This is a genomic window from Oleiphilus sp. HI0043 (genome assembly GCF_001634935.1).
The window spans coordinates 1-503 of record NZ_LWEY01000118.1 but is presented as its reverse complement, the minus strand read 5'-3'; the positions used below and the strand labels follow the sequence as shown (position 1 = coordinate 503).

The following is a 503-nucleotide window of genomic DNA, read 5'->3' as shown; positions in this document are numbered from 1 at the left end:
AAAAATAAGAGCGATGCTTGGCTATACCAACCAAGAGTGGTCCTCCTGTCTGACCTCAGAAGCGCCGCCACGAGGCAAACTGGACTTACTTTCAGGAGGTTATAACAGAATACCAGTGGCACAGGTGGGAGCTGATATTTTTTGTGATACGAGCCTTATAGCTGATGAACTCGCCGCTATCGCTGACGAACCATCGTTAGCCAACGAAGCTCTGAATCAAGGCCTTCTAACTGAAAGACAATGGCTTGAATCAAAGCTATTTTTTGCATGTGTAAATAAAGCATTCTCTTTATCATTACTTCGACGTATTGCTAAAGACAAAGGCTTATGGAATTTACTTCTGTTCTTGAAAGACAGGATAGAAATGGGCGCCAAAGCCTCGGTATCCCTCGGCAGCCCTAGATCAGCCAACAAACATATTAAGCAAGGTCTAAGCTATCTATCAGAAAACTTAAGCTCGAATGAGTTTATCGGTGGTAACACACCGAATATTCTAGACTTCT

Annotated in this window: 1 pseudogene; it reads left to right on the top strand. The window is 43.1% G+C overall.

Features of this window, described 5'->3' with window-relative positions:
* Nucleotides 1-115 precede the first annotated feature (115 nt).
* A pseudogene (locus A3729_RS32060) lies at nucleotides 116-503 on the top strand (hypothetical protein); the annotation flags it as partial.